The organism is Sphingomonas sp. CFBP 8760, from assembly GCF_014841615.1.
Taxonomy (GTDB): Bacteria; Pseudomonadota; Alphaproteobacteria; order Sphingomonadales; family Sphingomonadaceae; genus Sphingomonas.
Window position 1 is genome coordinate 1 of the sequence record NZ_JACYUG010000015.1, and the last position, 20117, is coordinate 20117.

The 20117-nt window shown below is 67.1% G+C and carries 18 protein-coding genes and 1 pseudogene; 9 read left to right on the forward strand and 10 right to left on the reverse strand.

Going from position 1 to position 20117, the window contains the following annotated elements:
* Positions 1–204 precede the first annotated feature (204 nt).
* Both IFT82_RS15820 and IFT82_RS15825 read left to right on the forward strand, forming a co-directional pair.
* A pseudogene (locus IFT82_RS15820) lies at positions 205–896 on the forward strand (IS3 family transposase); the annotation flags it as partial.
* A gap of 115 nt (positions 897–1011) precedes the next feature.
* Positions 1012–1329: a hypothetical protein gene (locus IFT82_RS15825; protein WP_199860541.1), complete on the forward strand. Its 318-nt coding sequence runs from the start codon at positions 1012–1014 to the stop codon at positions 1327–1329.
* A 114-nt stretch (positions 1330–1443) separates the two neighbouring features.
* Here the strand turns inward: IFT82_RS15825 and IFT82_RS15830 are convergent, their stop codons facing one another.
* Positions 1444–1698: a hypothetical protein gene (locus tag IFT82_RS15830; RefSeq protein ID WP_192128574.1), complete on the reverse strand. Its 255-nt coding sequence runs from the start codon at positions 1696–1698 to the stop codon at positions 1444–1446.
* Between the two features lie 127 nt (positions 1699–1825).
* On the opposite strand from IFT82_RS15830, the gene IFT82_RS15835 reads away from it, so the two are divergent.
* From IFT82_RS15835 to IFT82_RS15855, 5 genes are all read left to right on the forward strand, one after another.
* Positions 1826–4159 carry an FdhF/YdeP family oxidoreductase gene (locus IFT82_RS15835; protein WP_192128576.1) on the forward strand — a complete coding sequence of 778 codons (2334 nt, stop codon included), beginning with the start codon at positions 1826–1828 and terminating at the stop codon, positions 4157–4159.
* 120 nt (positions 4160–4279) lie between these two features.
* Positions 4280–4537 (forward strand): hypothetical protein, encoded by a 258-nt coding sequence (locus IFT82_RS15840; protein ID WP_199860542.1) that lies wholly within the window; start codon positions 4280–4282, stop codon positions 4535–4537.
* Between the two features lie 104 nt (positions 4538–4641).
* Entirely contained in the window at positions 4642–6915 is a 2274-nt protein-coding gene (gene glf, locus IFT82_RS15845) for a UDP-galactopyranose mutase (RefSeq protein WP_244646843.1), read from the forward strand.
* 43 nt (positions 6916–6958) lie between these two features.
* A complete protein-coding gene (locus IFT82_RS15850; protein WP_192128578.1) occupies positions 6959–7348 on the forward strand; it encodes a hypothetical protein in 390 nt (129 codons plus the stop codon).
* Positions 7349–7353: 5 nt separating this feature from the next.
* A complete protein-coding gene (locus IFT82_RS15855; RefSeq protein WP_342355134.1) occupies positions 7354–9531 on the forward strand; it encodes a family 1 glycosylhydrolase in 2178 nt (725 codons plus the stop codon).
* A gap of 68 nt (positions 9532–9599) precedes the next feature.
* Here IFT82_RS15855 and IFT82_RS15860 read toward each other — a convergent pair whose 3' ends face one another.
* The 5 genes from IFT82_RS15860 to IFT82_RS15880 form a co-directional block, all read right to left on the reverse strand.
* On the reverse strand, positions 9600–10112 hold the full coding sequence (locus IFT82_RS15860; protein ID WP_192128582.1) for a ferritin-like domain-containing protein: 513 nt from the start codon (positions 10110–10112) through the stop codon (positions 9600–9602).
* A gap of 109 nt (positions 10113–10221) precedes the next feature.
* Positions 10222–10680 (reverse strand): DUF4383 domain-containing protein, encoded by a 459-nt coding sequence (locus tag IFT82_RS15865; RefSeq protein ID WP_192128584.1) that lies wholly within the window; start codon positions 10678–10680, stop codon positions 10222–10224.
* Positions 10681–10717: 37 nt separating this feature from the next.
* A complete protein-coding gene (locus IFT82_RS15870) occupies positions 10718–10897 on the reverse strand; it encodes a hypothetical protein (RefSeq protein ID WP_192128586.1) in 180 nt (59 codons plus the stop codon).
* Between the two features lie 104 nt (positions 10898–11001).
* Positions 11002–11283 carry an NADH dehydrogenase ubiquinone Fe-S protein 4 gene (locus IFT82_RS15875; protein WP_192128588.1) on the reverse strand — a complete coding sequence of 94 codons (282 nt, stop codon included), beginning with the start codon at positions 11281–11283 and terminating at the stop codon, positions 11002–11004.
* Between the two features lies 1 nt (position 11284).
* Positions 11285–12556 carry an NADH-quinone oxidoreductase subunit D gene (locus IFT82_RS15880; protein WP_192128590.1) on the reverse strand — a complete coding sequence of 424 codons (1272 nt, stop codon included), beginning with the start codon at positions 12554–12556 and terminating at the stop codon, positions 11285–11287.
* A 248-nt stretch (positions 12557–12804) separates the two neighbouring features.
* On the opposite strand from IFT82_RS15880, the gene IFT82_RS15885 reads away from it, so the two are divergent.
* A complete protein-coding gene (locus IFT82_RS15885) occupies positions 12805–13743 on the forward strand; it encodes an ATP-grasp fold amidoligase family protein (protein ID WP_192128592.1) in 939 nt (312 codons plus the stop codon).
* 24 nt (positions 13744–13767) lie between these two features.
* Here IFT82_RS15885 and IFT82_RS15890 read toward each other — a convergent pair whose 3' ends face one another.
* From IFT82_RS15890 to IFT82_RS15900, 3 genes are all read right to left on the reverse strand, one after another.
* Positions 13768–14751 carry a methyltransferase gene (locus tag IFT82_RS15890; RefSeq protein WP_192128594.1) on the reverse strand — a complete coding sequence of 328 codons (984 nt, stop codon included), beginning with the start codon at positions 14749–14751 and terminating at the stop codon, positions 13768–13770.
* Between the two features lie 19 nt (positions 14752–14770).
* Positions 14771–15637 (reverse strand): glucose 1-dehydrogenase, encoded by an 867-nt coding sequence (locus IFT82_RS15895; protein ID WP_192128596.1) that lies wholly within the window; start codon positions 15635–15637, stop codon positions 14771–14773.
* 108 nt (positions 15638–15745) lie between these two features.
* Complete coding sequence (locus IFT82_RS15900) at positions 15746–16321, reverse strand: hypothetical protein (protein ID WP_192128707.1); 576 nt, start codon at positions 16319–16321, stop codon at positions 15746–15748.
* Between the two features lie 65 nt (positions 16322–16386).
* On the opposite strand from IFT82_RS15900, the gene IFT82_RS15905 reads away from it, so the two are divergent.
* Positions 16387–17709 carry an MFS transporter gene (locus tag IFT82_RS15905; RefSeq protein WP_342355135.1) on the forward strand — a complete coding sequence of 441 codons (1323 nt, stop codon included), beginning with the start codon at positions 16387–16389 and terminating at the stop codon, positions 17707–17709.
* On the opposite strand, the gene IFT82_RS15910 is transcribed toward IFT82_RS15905, so the two are convergent.
* The gene (locus IFT82_RS15910) at positions 17696–19984 is read right to left on the reverse strand and encodes a glycoside hydrolase family 3 N-terminal domain-containing protein (protein ID WP_192128600.1); all 2289 of its coding nucleotides are present in this window, start codon (positions 19982–19984) and stop codon (positions 17696–17698) included. The two genes, IFT82_RS15905 and IFT82_RS15910, sit on opposite strands and share 14 nt — an antisense overlap.
* Positions 19985–20117: the final 133 nt, after the last annotated feature.

Here is a 20117-nt window from a genome sequence, read left to right on the forward strand (position 1 = left end):
CTCGTCAGGCTCATAACCTGAAGGTCACAGGTTCAAATCCTGTCCCCGCAACCACCACCATAGAACTACATACGCCGCCCTTCGGGGCGGCGTTGTCGTTTGTGGCCCACGTGATGAGGAGAGGTGGATCGGGGAATTTGAACAGCGGGGATAAGTGGATTGCCGATCTGCCAGCGGCCATGGTGGCCGCGAGGAGGAGGCAAGATGAGCAAGCGACCGCGTCGGAACCACAGCCCGGCGTTCAAAGCGAAAGTGGCGCTGGCTGCCGTGAAGGGCGAGAAGACGCTGGCCGAGCTGGCACAGCAATATGACGTGCACCCGAACCTCATCAACCAGTGGCGGGCACGGCTGCTGGAAGGGGCGGCTGACGTGTTCGGGTCGGAGCCGGCCGCAGTAGAACCGGCAGTCGACGTGACGGTGCTGCACGCCAAGATCGGTGAACTGACGCTGGCGAATGATTTTTTGGCCGGTGCGCTCGGGAAGGCAGGTCTGTTGCCGAGCGCAAAGCGATGATCGACCGCGATCATGCGCTGCCGCTGACCGCCCAGGCGCGGCAGCTCGGCATCAGCCGCGGTAGTATCTACTATCAGCCGCGGGTAGTATCCGCAGCCGACCTGGCGATCATGCGGCGGATTGACGAGTTGCACCTGCTCTACCCGTTTGCCGGTAGCCGGATGCTGCGCGATCTGCTTCGGCAGGAGGGCACGGCGGTGGGTCGGCTGCATGTCGCGACGCTGATGAAGTGCATGGGGCTAGAGGCACTGTACTGCCGGCCGAACACGTCGAAGCCGGTACCGGGCCACAAGATCTATCCATACCTGCTGCGCAAGCTGGCGGTGACCCGGCCGAACCAGGTATGGGCGACGGACATCACGTATGTGCCCATGGCGCGCGGGCCGGGCTGCCTGTCGGCACGACAGCCCGCCTTCGACAGCAGCAACGACACGGTCCCGAAGATCACGCGATAAAGCTCGACCCATCCCATGCCAGCCTCCATCGCCAGCACGAATCGTGAATCAGAAAACCGTCACAGTGTGTATCCCTGATGATTCAGTACGGCTGAAAACCGCTCTAACGGAATCGTGGCGGCAGCAGCCCGGCAGCCCCGCCTATTGCACCGAACTGACCGCACCCGAGTTGCGAGCGGCGCTCGGCCGCACGGCCAAGGGCAGGTCGCCCGGATTGCGGGAACTCTCGCACAAGCGGCTCGATGCGTTCGGCGACGGCTTTCTCGCGTCGCTGGGCGTGGGCGAATACACGCTTGGCTATACGAGCAAGGATGTCGTGCGGGTGTACCGTGAACTGGAATCGACCCGGGTCGGGGAATGAGCGACGCGTGATGCCGCGCGACGGCGAAAATTCACGCGACCGGGGCAGTGTCGGGGTCAGTGTCGGCTGCAGGCATCCGGGGCGTGTCCGCGATCATCGTCCGTGGAGCAGTCGTCAATCCGCGCGATGTGTCGCGTCGCCACCGCGTCGCCGGCGCCACGCACCGATGATGAGCAGCCCTACCCCACCGGCGGCGCCCGCCAGGATCAGGCTGGGCCGCAGGCCGGTGCGCGTCGCGGCGCGATCGAGCAGGACCTCGGCACCCCCGGCGGTATTGACGAGGCGGGGGACGATCCGGGTATCCAGGAAAAGCTTGGGCGCGGAGGGGCCCGTGGTCTTCCTGACCATGTAATCACGACCGACCGACATCTGTTTTCTCCATGTTTCGCCGTGGCTTAACCAGGGTGAAGGACGGCATGGGAGCGATGGTGGTCAACGTGGCGATGAGGCGAAGGGTTCCTGGCGAACCGCACCGTGCCTCGGCTGGAGGTTTTCAATGGACCCGACGTTCAAGCCCTATCGCCTTCCCTCGGGCGGATGGGGGTCGGCCCGGTCGGTCGGCAATATCCTGCGCCGCGAAGGGGTCGTCGGCAGCGTCGGCATGGCGCTGTCGCGTCACAACAAGGTCGACGGATATCAGTGCAACAGCTGCGCCTGGGTGAAGCCCGCATCGCCGCTGCCGTTCGAATTCTGCGAAAACGGCGTGAAGGCGGTGGCATGGGAACTGACCGCGCATCGCTGCACCCCGGCCTTCTTCGCCGAACACAGCGTCACCGAATTGCGCGAATGGGACGATTACCATCTGGAGCAGCCCGGCCGGCTGACGCACCCGCTGCGCTACGACGCGGACAGCGACCGGTACGTACCGGTGTCGTGGGGACACGCGATCGAGGAGATCGCACGCGAGCTGCGCGCGGTGGACGACAAGCTGAAGGGCACGGTGTTCTACAGTTCGGGTCGCCTGTCGAACGAAGGCAGCTATCTCTACCAGCTGTTCGCGCGGCTGTACGGCAACAACAACCTGCCCGATTCGTCGAACATGTGCCACGAGACCACGTCGGTGGCGTTGCCCGCCAGCATCGGGCAGGGGGTCGGCACGGTCGATCTGGGCGATTTCGCCCATACCGACTGCATCATGTTCTTCGGGCAGAACCCCGGCAGCAATTCGCCGCGCATGTTGCATCCGCTGCAGGAGGCGAGCCAGCGCGGGGTGCCGATCATCACCTACAACCCCTTGCGGGAGCGCGGGCTGGAACGCTTCGTCAACCCGCAATCCCCGACCGAGATGCTGACCGGCAAGGAAACCCGGATCAGTTCGCAATATCATCAGGTGAAGAACGGCGGCGATCTCGCCGCGCTGGCCGGCATCTGCAAGGCGGTGCTGACCGCGCATGACGAGGCGGTGGCCGCCGGGAACGCCGCGATCCTCGACGAGGCGTTCATCGCCGACCACACCCATGGCTTCGACACGTTCGCGCGCTGGCTGCGCGACCAGGACTGGGACGAGCTGGAGCGCCGCTCCGGCCTGCACCGTGCCGATATGGAGGCGACCGCGCGCGTCTATGCCGGCGCGCGATCGGCGATCGGCATCTACGGCATGGGTCTGACCCAGCACCGTGCCGGGGTGGAGACGGTGCAGATGCTGGTCAACCTGCTGCTGATGCGGGGCAATATGGGGCGTGCCGGCGCGGGTATCTGCCCGGTCCGCGGCCATTCCAACGTGCAGGGCCAGCGCACCATGGGGGTGACCGAAAAGCCCGAACTGTTCCCGCTCGACCGGCTGGGCGAGCAGTTCGGGTTCGCGCCGCCGCGCACGCCGGGGTACAATACGGTGGAGGCGTGCGAGGCGATCCTGAAGGGGGATGTCCGCGCCTTCTTCATGCTGGGCGGCAATTTCGTCCGCGCGATCCCCGATCACGGACAGATGGAGCCGGCGTGGCGACGGCTGCGCCTGACCGTCAACGTCATCACCAAGCTGAACCGCAGCGCGCTGTTGCCGGGCGAGGTGAGCTATATCCTGCCGGTGATCGGCCGGCTGGAGATCGACGAGACCGCGGCGGGCCATCAGGTGCTGTCGATCGAGGATACCTCGGCCTGCGTCCATGGCAGCCGCGGCGTGCGGACGCCGGCCTCGCCGCATCTCATCAGCGAGATCAGGCTGCTGTGCGAGATCGCCAAGCAGGTGTTCGATCCCGATTCCACCCCCCGCGTCCGCTGGGACGATTACATGACCGACTATGCCGAAATCCGGAAGGAGATCGGACGGACGCTGCCCGACAGTTTCTGGGACTATGAACGGCGGATGTGGGAGCCGGGCGGGTTCCAGCGCGACCTGCCGGTGAAGCGGCGCGAATGGCATACCGATACCGGCCGCGCCAATTTCGTGACACCGTCGGGGCTGGACGAGGATCTCGACATGTCCGCCGTCGGCCATGACGTGCTGCGGCTGATGACGTTGCGCAGCAACGACCAGTTCAACACCACCGTCTACGGCTATGACGACCGGTTCCGCGGCATCAACAACACCCGCAAGGTGGTGCTGATGAACCGGTCCGACATCGATCGCATGGGGCTGAAGGTGGGGCAGGCGGTGACGCTGCGGACCGTGGCCGATGACGGCGTCGACCGTCATCTGTCGGGCATGATCGTGGTCGCCTACGACATCCCGATCGGCTGCATCGGCGGCTATTATCCCGAATGCAACGTGCTGATGCCGGTATGGCACCATGCGGTCGGCAGCAAGACGCCCGCCGCCAAATCGATCCCGGTCAGCGTCCACAGCGATGGCGACGCGGTGCTGGCGCCGCAGATGGAATATGCCACCGGTTGACGGGCGCGGACGTGCGCTATCGGTGATCGCGTGTCGGATGCCCCCCGGTATTGGCCCATAGGCAAGGTCGGCGGGTCGGGTCCTTCCGGAATCATGGTTTTCGACAGTTGGGGAACACACATGATCGATCAGCCGGGCCTGGGTGGCCGCCACCGCAACCGGGATGGCGAGATCAGCCGCAAGCATGGTAACACCCGGGTCGCGACGTTGCGTCTGGTCTACGGCCGCCATTTCGCGCCGGGCTTCGCCGCCGACGCCGAACTCGCCGACGTACTCGAAGCACTCGACAAGTCCTCGCTTAGTCAACTCGTCCACGATCATGACTTCGGGCATCTCGGCGGCAAGATCGCCCGAGCTGTAGACACGGCCGGACATTAACCTGGCTCAGTCAGTTTTTTCCTTTTCTTCACGTGGGTTAGAGAGAGGTAGTCGGATCAGCCGCTAGCGACTGGAACAGGAGGGGGCCTGGTCTGGAGATATCGATGAACACCGCAGCCCCGCGCCACCCCGTATCGACGTCATCGCGGTCGGGACTGCTCCTGTGCTTCTCGCATCTGCGCTGGGACTTCGTGTTCCAGCGACCGCAGCATCTGATGACCCGCTTCGCCGGACGGATGGACGTCGTGTTCTGGGAAGAACCGGAACCGGGCGCCGCGACGCCCGGCCTCGTCATCCGCGAGGACCGGGGGGTGCGGATCGTGACGCCCCGGCTGCCGCACGGGCTCGATCCGGCGGCGACCGACCTCGCGCTGGCCGGCTTGTTGAAGGCTTTCCTGGCCGCCGAACCGCCGGTCGCGGTGCGCTGGTACTACACGCCGATGATGCTGGCCTTTTCGGACACGGTGGTCGCGGACTGCACCGTGTACGACTGCATGGACGACCTGTCGGCGTTCCGCTTCGCGCCGCCCGATCTGCTGACGCTGGAGACCCGGCTGTTCGCGGCGGCGGACCTCGTCTTCACCGGCGGCTACAGCCTCTACGAAGCCAAGCGCGTGCACCATGCCGATGTCCGCCCGTTTCCGTCGAGCGTCGATGTCGACCATTTCGCCCGTGCCCGCCAGGGCGGCACCGCCGCACGGGGCGACCGGCCACGGCTGGGCTTCTACGGCGTGATCGACGAGCGGATGGATCTGGACCTGCTCCGCGAACTGGCCGATGCCCGTCCGGACTGGTCGATCGAGATCGTCGGCCCGGTGGCGAAGATCGATCCCGCCGACCTGCCCCGGCGCGGCAACCTCCAGTATCCGGGGTCGCGGAGCTACGAGGAACTGCCCGATACGGTGGCGGGCTGGGACATCGCGATCATGCCGTTCGCCATCAACGAGGCGACCCGCTTCATCAGCCCGACCAAGACTCCCGAATATCTGGCGGCGGGCAAGCCGGTCGTCTCCACCCCGATCATCGATGTGGCGCGGCATTACGGCACGATGGCGGGCGTCCATATCGCCCCGGCGGGATCGCGCTTCGTCGAGGCGTGCGACCGGGCGATCGCGCTGGCCCAGGGCGACGACCTTCACTGGCGGGACGAGGCGGACGCCGCGCTGGCCGCCACCTCGTGGGACAGGACAGCCGCCGCCATGCTGGCCGCGATCACCGAGGTGAAGCCACGGGCGATGGTTCGCCCGCATTACGACTGCGTCGTCGTCGGCGCGGGGTTCGCGGGCAGCGTGATGGCGGAACGGCTGGCGGCGGACGGCGGCAAGCGCGTGCTGGTGGTCGATCGTCGCCCTCATATCGCCGGCAACGCCTATGACGAGGAGGATGCGGCCGGCATCCTGATCCACCGCTACGGCCCCCATATCTTCCACACCAATTCGGCCGACGTGTTCGCCTATCTGTCACGCTTCACCGACTGGCGCCCCTACCAGCATCGCGTCCTGGCCGAAGTGCGGGGCCGGCAGGTGCCGATCCCGATCAATCGCACGACGCTCAACATGCTGTTCGACGCGGGGCTGGAGACGGAGGCGGACGCGGCCGCCTTTCTGGCCGCGCGCGCGGAGCCGGTGGCGGCGGTCCGCACGTCGGAAGACGTGGTGGTGTCGGCGGTCGGGCGGGAACTCTACCGGCTGTTCTTCCGCGGCTACACCCGCAAGCAATGGGGACTCGACCCGTCGGAACTCGACAAGGCGGTGACGGCGCGCGTGCCGACCCGCACCGATACCGACGACCGCTATTTCAGCGACACGTATCAGGCGATGCCGGCGGAGGGGTATACCGCGATGTTCGCCCGGATGCTCGACCATCCGAACATCGACCTGCGCCTGGGTACCGATTTCGCCGAACTGGCGGACGGGATCGATTACGATCTCCTCGTCTACACCGGTCCGATCGACGAGTATTTCGGTCATCGCTACGGCAGGCTGCCCTATCGCTCGCTTCGCTTCGAGCATCGCAGCCTACCCGTCGCGCAGCATCAGGCGGTCGCCGTCGTCAACTATCCGGATGAGGCGGTGCCCTATACCCGGGTGACCGAATACAAGCACCTGACCGGGCAGATCGCGCCCGTCACCAGCGTCACCTACGAATATCCGGCGGCGGAGGGCGATCCCTATTATCCCATCCCCCGGCCCGAGAATCAGGCGTTGTTCAAGCGGTACGAGGCGCTGGCGCTGGCGGAGCCGCAGGTGCTGTTCGTCGGGCGTCTCGCCACCTATCGCTATTACAATATGGATCAGGTGGTCGGGCAAGCGCTCGCCGCGTATCGCAAGCTGAAATCACGCGCGCAAAGCGTGTTGTTCACCGCTGCGGCGGAATGAGGTGAGCCCGCATTCCATGGGTGGCACCCTGTGTGGCAGACGCGTGGCCCTCGTCCACGAGGATGCTTTCTTTGGCGCGTATCTGGCGGATGTGATCGCGGCGAACGGGGCGACGATCGTCGGGGTGGTCGCCCTCGCCAGCGAGGGCACCGCCTTGCTGGACCATGATCCACCTCCCTGCGTGCTGGTGCTGAGCACCGGCGTCCGCGATCATGATGCCGTCGCGCGCGTGGCGGTAGCGCGGCAGGTGGCGATGTTGGTCGTGCAGCCTGCTCGTCCCCGTGGCGGGTCGTCGCCACACCTCGCCGCTTGCCCACCCGTCCTGACGATGCCCTTCGCAGGCTTTCAGGTGGTGGATGCCCTGCTTCGGCTGCTTGCTTCCAGGGGCACTGACGCGGTGGCGTTGCGCGGTTCGCCGCTATGGAATCGTTGACGGCGGTGTCGGCGATCGAACTTTGGGGCGGGATCGAATGCACGGTCAATCGGGTGGGCGACCGTTATACCGATCAGGTCCGCCTGAGCGGCCATCACGATCGGCTCGACGATCTCGACCGGTTCGCCGACCTCGGCGTCAAGGCGTTGCGCTATCCCGTTCTGTGGGAGCGGACGATGGCCGGTGCGGCTGGAAACCCCGACTGGCATTGGCCGGATGCGCGCCTGGCCCGACTGCGCGCACTGGGGATCAGGCCCATCGTCGGCCTCGTCCATCACGGCAGCGGCCCGTATCACACCCATCTGCTCGACGACGGTTTCGCGGCAGGCGTGGGGCGCTATGCCGCCATGGCGGCGGCGCGGTATCCGTGGGTAACGGAATGGACACCGATCAACGAACCGCTGACCACCGCCCGTTTCTCCGCCTTGTACGGGCACTGGTATCCGCACGCCGCCGACGACCGCTCGTTCTGGACGGCGCTGCTCAATCAGGTCGACGCCACCCGCGCCGCCATGACGGCGATCCGCACGGTCATCCCGGACGCTCGCCTGATCCAGACCGACGATCTGGGGCGCACCTATGCGACCCGGCCGCTCATGCCGCAGGCCAGGCACGACAACCAGCGGCGCTGGGCCGGGTGGGACCTGTTGTTCGGGCATGTCGACCGGCACCATCCCCTGTTTGCGGAGCTCGACCGGATGGGGCTGGGCGCCCGCCTGCGCCGGATCGTCGATGATCCGGGCCCGCCCGATATCATCGGCGTGAATCACTATCTGACCAGCGACCGCTTCCTCGACCACCGGCTCGATCGCTATCCGGACCATCTCCACGGTGGTAACGACCGGCAGGCCTATGCCGATACCGAGGCGATCCGCGTGCTCGACCCGCCGCCCGCCGGTCTTGGTGGTGCCTTGCGCGAGGCATGGCAACGCTACCGCACCCCGATCGCGCTGACCGAGGTCCATAACGGATGCACGCGTGAGGAGCAGTTGCGCTGGGCGGCGGAGGCGTGGGAAACCGCCGCTGCCGTCGCGGCGGAGGGCGTGGATATCCGGGCGGTCATCGCCTGGTCGTTACTGGGCAGCTGGGGCTGGAACACGCTGCTGACCGGGGACGGCGTGTACGAACCGGGCGTCTACGACGTCGCATCGGGCCTGCCCCGGCCCACCGCGCTGGCATCGCTATGGCGGGGATTGCCCGATGGCGCGCCGCGTCATCCGGTTGCGGAGGCGCCCGGCTGGTGGCGTCGGTCCGGACGCCTGATCTACGGGTCGGCTGCGGCACCTTCGCCGAACGGACGGACGGCATCCACCACCCGGCCGCTCCTGATCTGCGGGGGTACCGGGACACTGGGCCGCGCCTTCGCGGATGCCTGTGTCGCCCGTGGCATCGCGCACCTGTCCGCCGGTCGCGAGACGATCGATCTCGACCGGATCGGCGACCTTGCCGCGACGCTCGATGCGATCCGCCCCTGGGGCGTCGTCAATGCCATGGGCTGGGTCCGCGTCGACGAGGCGGAGGCGAACGAAGCCGCCTGTCACCGCGTCAATGCGGATGGTGCGGGCGCCCTTGCCGAAGCCTGTGCGGACCGGGGGATCGCCTGTCTCAACATCTCAAGCGACCTGGTCTTCGCCGGTGACGGCGACCGTCCGCTGGTCGAAAGCGATGTGCCTCGCCCGCTTAATGCCTATGGGCGCAGCAAGGTGGCGATGGAGGCACGCTGCGCCGGGCTGGATGGCTCGCTGGTCATACGGACCGCCGCCTTCTTCTCCCCCCATGACCCCCATAATTTCGCCGTCGCGGCGCTGGCCGCGCTCGCCGGCGGTCGGCCGTTCGCCGCCGCGCACGATCACGTCGTGTCGCCGACGTTCGTGCCATGGCTGGTCAATACCGCGCTCGACCTGCTGATCGACGACGCGGACGGCCTGTGGCATCTGTCGGCGGGCGAGGCGGTGAGCTGGGCGGACTTCGCGCGCCGCATCGCCATGGCCTGCGGGTACGATCCCGACCTGATCCGGCCGGTCGACGGGGCGACGCTGGGGTGGCGGGCACCGCGGCCACGGCATGTCCCCCTCGGCAGCATCAGGCGGCCGCTGGCGCCATCGCTCGATGCACACATCGAACAATTCGCCAGACAGCATCGCATGATGTCCCGGGCATTCTCATCGGACGGCGTCAGATAAGGGGCTGGTCGCCCTGATGGCGTATGAAGAGCGCTACGCCCATATCCGGCGGACGTGCCCCACCGACGTCAGACCTTCGCGTTGAAGGCCCCCTCCTCGACATACAGCGCGGCATATTGGCGGGTGATCCGTGGCAGCGCGTCGTCGAGCCATTGCGCCATCGATTCCTCCTCGCGCAGCGATTGCTGCAACGATGTGGCTGCGCTGGCGAAGCCGCCATCCCCGGCCAGCGTGATGATCGATTTGTAGCTGGCGATCTCGAAATGCTCGAACGCATAATTGGCGAAGCTGTTCTTCAGGATCTCGTCGCCTGCCACGCTGTGGCCCAGCGCGGCCATGCCCCCGGACATGCTCAGCGCCGTATCTTTCAGGAACGATGCCGACGTGTCGAAACCCGTCAGTATCTCGTCGAGCCGGGCGATCTGGGCATCGGTTTCGTCGCGATGCAGGCGCAGACGGTCTGCCACCTCGGGATAATGCTCCAGCCGGGCGATCTGCGGCCCGATGATCGCGAGCGCCTGTTTCTCGACGGCATGCAGGTTCACCAGCCCGGTGACGAACAGGTCTTGCAGCGTTGCCATGAATTCTTCCTCCTGCGATGGCGTGATACTCCGCGTCAATAAACCCGCAACGCGAGGATAAGTCGTTGCGATAGCGTCTTATTCGCCCGGTTTATTGATGCAATCCAGGTTAGGTTCGATCCCGGTGGCGGCCGATCGTGCCGTTACGCGGTCGTGCCGCAGGCGTCGGCGCCGTCTCCCGGAGCACGAACCCGAAATACCCGGCGACGATCGCGAGCAGCGCGTGCAGCCAGATGTCGTTGCCATAGATGGGGACCAGCCCGAACGTCGTGTCGGTGGCGGGGAACAGCCCCATGATCGTCAGCACCGCATAGATCAGCGCCACCGATCTGGCATAGCCGACCGAGCCGGCAACGCTTCTGGCCGCCAGCACGCCCCACACGCCGAATGCCAGATGCACCAGATTATGCAGGACGTTCACCGGGAACAGCCCCAGCGCCAACCGCGACGACCCGGTGACGGCCAGGTCGGGATGGACATGCGCGGGGGACAGGCCGGGGATGAAGCCGGCGATGCTCGCCAGCAGGAACACGACCCCGAACAACGTTGCGAAATGCCTGATCGACATGGCCGTCTCCTGGCGGGTGCTGATGAAAGGGCGGGGATCAGGCGCCGTTGATCTTCTGCCCGGCATTGTCGCCCTCGTCGGGTGACTTCTTCGTCGCGGTCTTCTTGCCGCCGGCATCCGATCCGCCGCCCCGTCCGGTGCCGAGACTGCCGCGCGCACCGTCGCCGCCCTTGGTGGTGATCGCTCCGGGGTTACCGCCCGCGCCTTTCTGTGCCACGTCTGATCTCCATGTCCGATGTGCTGAAAACCCGATGTTCGGCTGTAGAGTTCCGAATAAACTCTGATACTTAGATCAATATCCGCGCTGGTTGGGCATGGCCGCTACCGGAAGTTGTCGGCATAGCTTTGCAGCAGCAATTTGCGCGGTGGTTCGTCCTGCACGGTGAAGGTGAAGCCCTGCCGCTCGCAATAATCGATCGCCGCCTCCCGGGTGGGAAAGCGCATCTGGACATAGGCCTGCGCCTCGCTGCCGCCGGACCAGCCGGTCAGCGGATCGGCGCGGGGCGGCCGGTGCGATGCCCATTCGACCACCCAGCCGGGGCGCCGACGCTGCAGCACGGGGCTGGCCAGACCGGGGTTCGGGAAGATGCGCGCCGTCGCCATCTCAGCGGTCCACCTCGCCGAACACGATGTCGAGCGAGCCGAGGATCGCGGTGACATCGGCCAGCATATGGCCCCGGCTCATGAAATCCATCGCCTGCAAGTGGCTGAAACCGGTCGGGCGGATCTTGCAGCGATAGGCGCGGTTGCTGCCGTCCGACACGAGGAACACGCCCAGTTCGCCCTTGGGGCTTTCGGTCGCGACATAGACCTCGCCGGCGGGGACGTGGAGGCCCTCGGTGTACAGCTTGAAGTGATGGATCAGCGCCTCCATCGATCGTTTCATCTCCGCGCGCGCGGGCGGCTTCACCTTCCGGTTATCCGTCGCGACGGGGCCGTCCGGCATCTGTTGCAGGCATTGCCGCATGATCCGCGCCGACTGGCGGACCTCCTCGACCCGCACCATGAACCGGTCGTAACAGTCGCCCCTCGTACCGACCGGCACATCGAACGCCATCTCGGCATAGACATCATAGGGCTGCGACTTGCGCAGATCCCACGGCACACCCGATCCCCGCAGCACCGGCCCGGAGAATCCCCAGGCGATCGCGTCCGCCTGCGTCACGACGCCGATCTCGACGTTGCGCTGCTTGAAGATTCGGTTGTCGGCGATCAGCGATACCGCATCCTCGAACAGGCGCGGCAGGCGGGTATCGAGCCAGTCGCCGATATCGGTGAGCAGCTTGAGCGGCACGTCCTGCCGGACACCGCCGGGGCGGAAATAATTGGCGTGCATCCTTGACCCCGATGCCCGCTCGTAGAAGTTCATCGTGTCTTCGCGCAATTCGAAGAACCACAGGTTCGGCGTCATCGCGCCGACATCCATCACATGGCTGCCCAGATTGAGCAGGTGGTTCATGATCCGTGTCAGTTCCGCGAAGAACACGCGCAGGAACTGCCCTCGCCGGGGTACCTCCAGATCGAGCAGCTTTTCGATCGCCAGCACATAGGTGTGCTCCATCGACATCGGCGAGCAGTAATCGAGCCGGTCGAAATAGGGGATGGTCTGGAGATACGGCTTGGTCTCAATGAATTTTTCGGTGCCGCGGTGGAGGAAGCCGACATGGGGGTCGATCCGCTCGATCACCTCACCGTCCAGTTCCAGCACCAGCCGCAACACGCCGTGCGCGGCGGGGTGCTGCGGGCCGAAATTGATCGTGTAGTTCTGGATCGCGGTTTCCACCGCGTCGCCATCCGGCGCGCCGGCAACGTCACCACCGCGCGGGTCGTTCGCCGGTGTCCGGCCGGTCGGGACGGGCGGGGGCGTTCCAGTCATGGCGTTGCCTCTGGCGATTGGCCTCGACCGCCAGGTTACCCTTTCCGCCAGCCCGGCTTCCTTAACCTGCTTGAACGCTTCGGGGGCGATGGTGCGTATTGCGGGACGATCATGGTAACATAGATGAGGATCAATGCCGTGGCGGTGTCGGTATTGGCTATACCACTGTATCCACCTGTCTTTCCTGCCCGGTTGAGTCGAGCGTCCGGCTGTCTCGACAAGGCCGGGCCAGACGGAATTCGGGGTGGATGATGAACCTGTCGGGAAACGGACGGCGCGAACCCGGGCGGACCGTGTCGATGGCGCGCGGCGTCAATCAGGCGATCGTCGGCCCCCGCTTCGAACAGAAGTTCGGGCGACGGCCGCTTGCCCCGGACGATCCCGCCGCGACGATCAACGACCTGATCTTCGCTCGGATGATCGAGCCGGACTGGTCGCCGCTGCACCGCGCATTTGTCGACAAGATCACCGCCAAGGCGCAGGCGCGACAGCTGTGTCCGGACCTGCGCGTGGCCGAAACCCTGTCGGTCATCCCGGTGGAGACGATCCGGTCGGTCGACCATCTGCACGACATGTTGCAGCCGTTCATCGGCACCGCGGCGATCGCCAAGCCCGCCCATGCCAGCGGCGCGCCGGTCTTCCTGCGCGACGTCACGTCGCCGGCCGACCTGATGGCGCTGCACGACCTGGCCGGGCGCGATTACGCGCTGGTGATGCGCGAAATGCAGTATCGGGGGCTGCCCCGCCGGATCGTCGTCGAAACATTGGTGCCCGCGCGCGGCGCGGCACCGCCCGACGATTACAAGTTCCACTGCATCCACGGCGAACCGCTGTTGTGTCAGGTCGATCACGGCCGTTTCGGGGAAGCGTGGAGCAGGTTGTTCCGGGTGCCGGGTTTCGCGCCGATGGACGCGGACGACGGGCTGTCCCCGCCCGATGGCTACCGGCTGCCCGATCCCGGTCGGCTCGTCGCGCTGACCGCGGCGGCGCGGGCGCTGGCGGCGCCGTTCGATATGGTGCGTGTCGATCTCTATGACGGGGCGGACGGCCTTTATTTCGGGGAGATGACCTTCACGCCGGCCGCGTCGCTGGGCATCGCGCCTTCCGCCGCCGGATGCCACCGCGAAACCCCGACGCACCGTGAGTACAGCCGCACCCTGATGGCGGCGTTCCGGCGGCGCGGTTGACCGGCACCTGTGCGGCGCGGCCCGTTACCGGTCCCCGCGCACCACGCAGGCACCGACCGCCGCGATCCGCTCGACATCGGCATAGGCGGGGGTCGCCAGTTCCTCGCCGAAGATGTCGGGGTCCAGTTCGTGATACCAGAGGCTGCACCCGGTCCCGGCCAGCGCCCCCTCCAGATGCGGGCGCAGCACGTCCTCGCCGTCGACGATCGCCACGCCGGTATGCAGGATCAGCCGACCGCCCGGCGCCAGTTTGCCGGCGCCGGCCACCACCCAGTCGAGCGACAGCCGTGCGCCGTGGAGATCGCCGCCGTCGCGATAGGCGCGGGCGCCGGGATCGATCATGAACGGGGGGTGCGTCACGATCAGGTCGAACGTTCCCGCCACGTCCGTCGGCGTGGCGGCGTGGACGACATCGGCGTCCAGCCCCGCCCGCGCGGCGTTGATCGCCGCGAGGAACAGCGCATCGGTGTTGATATCGGCCAGGGTCAGGCGGGCCTGCCGGTGCGCGATCGCCGCCGTGATCCCGCCGACCCCCGCCCCCGCCGCATAATCGAGGATGCGGGCGTCCGGCCCCGGCGGGGCCATGCGGGCAAGGATCAGGTCGGCGAAACGGTAGCTGTCCGGCCCCAGGAACACCGCGTCCCGTGCCGTGGTCGGATAGGCGGAATGCAGGAACAGCGCGTCATGCACGCTCGACACCCGCACGCGTGAGACGAAGCGGCCGTCATCCCGTTCGACGATGATCCCCGCCCGGCCCAGCGACGCGAACAGGGGCGGCGGCAGCTTGCCGGGATCGAACGGCAGGCTCCACCCGAAGATGTCGCGCAGCGATCCCGCCTGCCGCCGGTCCGGCCGCGCGACGACATGCGCGTGGCTGGCCGGCGTGACGGTCACGAACCGGTAAGCGGCCCGGTCCAGCCGATCGAGCAGGTCGTGAAATGCCGCGGGGTCGATATCGCGCAGCGGCGACGCGGTATCGATCGGGCGTTCGGCGAGAATCTGTGCCATCCGTGATGCTCCGGTCCGGTCAGATGACGGGCTTGCCGCCGGTCACGGCGACCGTCGCGCCGGAGACGTAGCTCGCTTCGTCGCTGGCCAGCATGACATAGACGGGGGCCAGTTCGCGCGGCTGGGCGGGACGGCCGATCGGGTAATCCTTTCCGAACGAGGCAACCTGTTCCGGGGGCATGGTGGAAGGGATCAGCGGGGTCCACACCGGCCCCGGCGCGACGCAGTTCACGCGGATGCCCTGTTCCGCCAGCAACTGCGCCAGCCCGCCGGTGAAGTTCTGGATCGCCCCCTTGGTGGTCGCATAGGGGAGCAGCGTCTGCTTGGGATTGTCGGCGTTGACCGAGGTGGTGTTGATGATCGCCCCGCCCGGCGCCATGTGCGGCACCGCCGCCTTCGCCAGAAAGAACATCGCGTGGATGTTGGTGCGGAAGGTCTGCTCCCATTCCGCGTCCGGTATGTCCGCCAGCGTCTCGAACGTCATCTGGTGCGCGGCGTTGTTGACGAGGATGTCGATTCCCCCGAACGCCGCCACCGCCCGGTCGACGATCGCCCGGCAATGATCGGCCGCGCCGATATCGCCGGGCACCAGCACCGCCTTGCGCCCCGCCTGTTCGACCAGCCGGGCGGTCGCCTGCGCATCCTCGTCCTCGTTCAGGTACGAGATCAGCACGTCCGCGCCTTCGCGGGCAAAGGCGATCGCGACGGCGCGGCCGATGCCGCTGTCGCCGCCGGTGATGATCGCGCGCTTGCCGGCCAGCCGGCCGGAGCCGCGATAGCTGTCCTCCCCGTGATCGGGTGCCGGGTCCATCTGTGCGGTCGTGCCCGGTACGTCCTGCTGCTGTTCGGGAAGGGGCGGGGTCGGGTTGTGGATGTCGTCCGTCATGACTGCTCCGGAAGAAACAGGGGGAATGAGCCGGGGTGTCCGGCAATAGATGACGGCATATCCTCCATCGCTGCCGGGATTTCATAACGCACATCAAATCACTGCTGATTATGTCCCTACATAGATCAGAGATTCGGAGAATAATCCGAACGATGATCGTGCATGGCCATCGATCAAGTGCTGCAGGGGCGACGCGTGCTGATCGTGCACGAGGATGATCTTCGGCGGATCAATCTCGGCAGGATCATCCGGAATGCGGGTGCTGTCATAGCCGGTCCGGTGGATGACTATACCGGTGGCATATCTCTGCTCGATGGCGGGCCACCTATCCATGCCATGGTCATAAGCCGTATGTTGCCCCGTCAGGACGCCGTCGCCTTGCTCGATGCCGCCACCGACAGGAATGTGCGTGCAGTCATCGTCCATCCGAAGCAGGTCGAGATGGAAAGCCCCTTCTCCGATTACACGTGCCTTGAGGCCCATGTCGCAGGCTTCCGGATCGTACAGGTAATCGCCGGCGTGCTTGCGATAACCCGTGGCTGCATTCATCAGGCGGCTGCTACACCTGCCTAGCTGTTGGGTCCCGGCATCCGGCCGGATCGATGGCTGCAATGCATGCACGCCGCCCGCCGTTTCAGGGACATCGACCACGGCGACCGATACGGGAGAGGCGAATTGCGGCATTTCCCGATAAGGGCATTGATCGTGACGACAGCGGAAACGATCCCGACCGCCGGCACCTGCGGGCGGTGACCATTCGGTCCCGGTTGATCCTGTTCGCGGCGGGTGACTTCGCGTTCAATCTCTACTGGCAGGCGGTCGGCCTGTATCTGCTGTTCTTCTACATCGATGTGCTGGCGCTGCCCCCCGCCGTCGCGGGCGCGGTCTTCACGATCGGCGCCCTGTGGGACGGTATCGCCGATCTGGCTGTGGGTGCCCTCGCGCAGCGACGCGGCGTGTCGTACCGGCGCTGGGTAGGGCGGGGCGCGGTGCCGCTGGGCGCCGGGTTCGTCGCGATGTTCGCCGCCGCCGGTCACGGCGCCGGGTGGCTGCTCGCCGCGCAACTGGCGTTTCGCACCGCCTATGCCTTCACCAACGTTCCCTATGCCGCATGGACGACGCGCCTGAGCGGGCGGAGCGAGGATCGAACGCTGCTCGCCGGGCTGCGGATGATGTTCGGCGCGCTGGCGGCGATCGCGGTGGCGGCGGCGTTGCCGGTGCTGGCCGCCCGACTCGGTGGCGGCGGCATGGCCGGCTTTCCCCTTGCCGCCGCCCTGCTGGCGATCCTCGCGACCCCGCTGCTGCTGCTCGTCGCGGTGATCGTACCCGAGCCGGTCGGGGGCGAGGATGTGGCCGACCCGGTCGGGGGTGGGGACGTGGTCGACCCGGTCGACAGGGGCCTGCGCGGACAGATGGCGGCGTTGCTCGCCAATCGCGCGTTCGTCACGCTCAATCTGGCGGCCGCCGCCGGCGGCGCGGCGGCGGCGCTGCTCGGGCAATCGGTGCTGTATTACTACCGCTATGGTCTGGGTGATTCAGGGGGCGGTCCGCGCACGCTGGCGGCGATGGCACTGGCGAGCGTGGTGTTCGTGCCGTTCTGGACCTGGCTGGCCACCCGGGTCGGCGCGCGGGCGACCTGGCTGATCGCGGGCGTGGGTGCAATGTCGTTGCTGTCGGTCGCGGCGCTGCTGCCGCTCGATACCGGCATGGCGACCGCGCTGTTCCTCGTCGCGATGCAGGCCGCGTTCGGCGGCTTTCAGCTCGCCGCCTGGGCGATGCTGCCCGACACCGTCGACTGGGGCGAACGGCAGCGCGGCGTGCGGGTGGAGGCGCTGGCATTCGGCACCTTCGCCTTTGCGCAGAAGGCGGCGCTGGCAGGCGCCGGCCTTATGATCGGGATGGTCTATGCCGCCAGCGGTTTCGTGGCGGGCGCCAGCCAGCCCGCCGGCGCGGTGGCGGCGATTCGCTGGCTGATGCTGGCGGGACCGGCGGTACTAATCGCGCTGTCGGTCGCCGCCATCCTGGCCAATCCGCTGCGGCCTGCCACGCCGCTGACGATCAGGCCAGCGTGAACTCCCCCGCGACACCCTCCGCCTGCGCGGACGGTGCGATCCACAGGCGGAACCGCCCCGGCTCCACGATCGGCTTCAGATCGCGGCCGATAAAGGTCAGGTCGGATCGGCGGAGCGTGAATTCCACCACCTGCGACGCGCCCGCCGGCACCCTGACCCGGCGGAACGCCTTCAACTCGCGCACCGGCCGGGTGATGCTGGCGGTCACGTCCTGCACATATAGTTGCACGACCTCGTCCGCGGCACGCGTACCGCTGTTCGTCACCGTCGCGCGGACCGTCAGCGTCCCGCCGGCCGCCAGGGTCCCGCCGCCCGTCTCCAGCCCGGCATAGGCGATCCGGCCATAGGTCAGCCCATGACCGAATGGGAACAGCGCGTCGTTCGGCACCTCCTGGTAATGCGTCTTGTATTCCTGCGGCGCACCCGGGGGATTGGGGCGGCCGGTGGTCTTGTGCGCGTAGTGATAGGGCTGCTGCCCGGTGGCATGGGGAAAGCTGACCGGCAGTCGCGCCGACGGGCTTTCGCGTCCGAACAGCACGTCGGCGATCGCTGGTCCCATCTGCGATCCCAGAAACCAGGTGACGAGGATCGCGGGGGCCGCCAGCACCGCTCCCTCCAATGCCAGCGCGCGACCGTTGCGGAGCAGCACGACGACGGGCTTGCCGGTGGCGGCGACCGCCTCCGCCAGTGCCATCTGCGCGGGCGGGACCACGATCGCCGTGCGGCTCTGCGCCTCGCCCGACATGCGCTGGGTCTCGCCGATCGCGAGGACGACGACATCGGCTGCCTGCGCCGCCGCCACTGCCGCCTGGATCCCGCCGGGCAGGGGGGCATCGATGCCCGATCCGTCCACGACGGTGATCGCCGTCCTGTCCGCTACCGCCGCCTGCATTCCCGTCAGCAGGTCGACCGCCTCCGCATCGGTGCCATAGACGTTCCATGGCCCGATCAGGTCATGCTGCCCCCGCGCGAACGGCCCGATCAGCGCGATGCGCTTGCCGGCACGGGGCAGGGGCAGCAGGCCGCCGTCGTTCTTCAGCATCACGATCGACCGGACACCCGCCTCCCGCGCCAGATCGAGATGCGCGCGGGTGCGGATCTGCGTCTTTTCCCGGCGCGGATCGATGCGACGGAACGGATCGTCGAACAGCCCCAGCGCGACCTTCAGCGCCAGCACGCGGCGAACCGCCTCGTCCACCCGCGCCATCGGCACTTCCCCCGCCGCGACCAGCGTGGGCAGGTGCTTGAGGTAGAAGCCGCTTTGCATGCTCATGTCGACCCCGGCCATGAACGCCAGCTTCGTGGCCTCGCGCGCATCGGCGGCGAAGCCGTGCGCGATCAGTTCCTCGTCACCGGTATAATCGGACACGACCAGGCCGCCGAACCCCCATTCGCGACGCAGGACCTGCGTCAGCAACCATTCGTTCGCGGTTGCGGGGATGCCCGACAATTCGTTGAACGACGCCATCGTCGTCGGCGATCCCGCTGCGAAGGCGGCCTCGAACGGCGGGAAATACACCTCGCGCAACGTCCGTTCGGACACGTCGACGGTGTTGTAGTCCAGCCCCGCCTCCGCCGCGCCATAGGCGGCGAAATGCTTGGCGCAGCTGGCGACGGCATCGGGGGCGGCAAGGCCGCGCGTGCCCTGGAAACCGCGCACCCGTGCGTCCGCCATGATCCGGCCGAGCAGCACATCCTCCCCCGCGCCCTCGACGCCACGGCCCCAGCGCTGGTCGCGGGCGATGTCGACCATCGGCGCGAAGGTCCAGTCGATCCCGGCCGCCGCCGCCTCGGTTCCCGCCGCGCGGGCCGTCCGGCGGGCAAGTTCGGGATCGAAACTGGCCGCTTCCGCGAGCGGCATGGGAAATACCGTGCGGAAGCCGTGGATGATGTCGGCCGCAAACAGGAGCGGGATCTTCAGTCGACCCTGTCGCATCGCGGCGGTCTGCATCGCCTTCGCCATCGCGGTGCCGTTGCCGTTGAACACGCCGGTCAGCCGCCCGGCGCGCACGTCCGCCAGCTGCTGGTCGAAACTGCCTGCCGCGCCCGCGGGGTTCAGCGATACCGCCGCGCCGCCTGCCCAGGCCGCCGCCATCAGCGTCAGCTGCCCCGCCTTTTCCTCCACCGTCATCCGGCCGGGCAGGGCGGCGACATCGGCGGGCAGGGGGATTTCGGCCACCTGTTGCAACAGCGCGCGAGCCGGCGAGGCGGCCCAGGCCGCCGTGGCCCCCGCGCCGATCAGCATCGCACGCCGCGAAATGTGTCTATCCTGCATCATTCCTCCCCTTTCGATCCGACCCGGCCGTAACCGGGCCATCATCGCCGATAAATCGTTTGACCGTCTTGTATGTTCATGTAACCGGTTACATCAAGAATAATGATCCGGCGACAGGCCGGGCGGCACCACC